Genomic DNA, 944 nt, shown 5'->3' with positions numbered 1-944 from the left:
GCGGCGCTCGTCCAGCTGGTCGGGGCCTATCTGGGTCAGCTTGATGCCGAACCGGTCGGGCGCCAGGCCGTGCTCCTGCTGGCAGGCTATCTCGCAGGTGTGGCACCCCGTGCAGAACTCGTAGTCGACGGCCAGGTACTTGCGCATGGTCCTCACTCCTCGATCCTATCGATGCGGCACAGCTGCGACTTGTACGACGCGCCGAGCCCCGACTTGCCCGGCCGCATGGGCACGAGCTGGTTGATGTTGCTCTCGAGCGTGCCGAACAGCGTGCCGTCCTCGGGCCCGCGCTCGGGGAACCACCAGCCGTGGTCGGCCGACACCGTGTCTTTGCGGATGCGCACGGTGGTATGGGCGCGCAGGCGGGCGGAGCCCAGGTTGTTCGAGATGGTGCACCAGTCGCCGTCGGCGATGCCGTAGGCTGCCGCCGTCTCGGGATGCACGAGGAACTCGGGCTCGGGGTGCAAGCGGCGCATGGACGGGCTCTGGCGGTGCTCCGAATGGAAGAACCCCCATTTGCGGGCGCCTGTGGTGAGCACGAGCGGGTACTTCTCGGCCAGGTCGGGCGCCGATACCGGGCTCTCGGGCGGCTCCTCGTACGTGGCGAACGGCGAGAAGCCGAAGTAGGCCATCTCGGCGCAGTAGAAGTTGTAGCGGCCGGTAGACGTGGCGAAGCCGGGCGTGCCGTCGGGTCGCAGCAGCCCCTTCTCGTACTTCCGGTACTCGAATTCGGGGTAGGCCCACGCGCGCTCCTTGAGCGAGTCGTAGGTGAACCCGGTGCTGCGCAGCAGGTAGTCGTAGAAATCCTGCTCGGAATCCCAGGGCCGATGGTCGCGGCCAGCGAAGCGGTCGCCCAGCTCGTAGATGATGCGCTGGTCCGACTTGCACTCGCCCAAGGGCTCCACGGCCTGCGCGATGGCGCCGAGCGCGTAGGGCTGGTGCCC

1 protein-coding gene is annotated in these 944 nt (G+C 68.0%); it reads right to left on the bottom strand.

Translation table 11 applies throughout. From position 1 onward, the window contains the following. Positions 1–152: 152 nt before the first annotated feature. Positions 153–944, bottom strand: a 792-nt coding sequence (locus GPA_RS01835) for a molybdopterin dinucleotide binding domain-containing protein (RefSeq protein WP_331429634.1), incomplete at its 5' end; no start/stop codon positions are given.

This window comes from Gordonibacter pamelaeae 7-10-1-b (assembly GCF_000210055.1).
GTDB classification, from domain to species: domain Bacteria; phylum Actinomycetota; class Coriobacteriia; order Coriobacteriales; family Eggerthellaceae; genus Gordonibacter; species Gordonibacter pamelaeae.
This window is presented reverse-complemented; position numbering and strand designations above follow the sequence as displayed.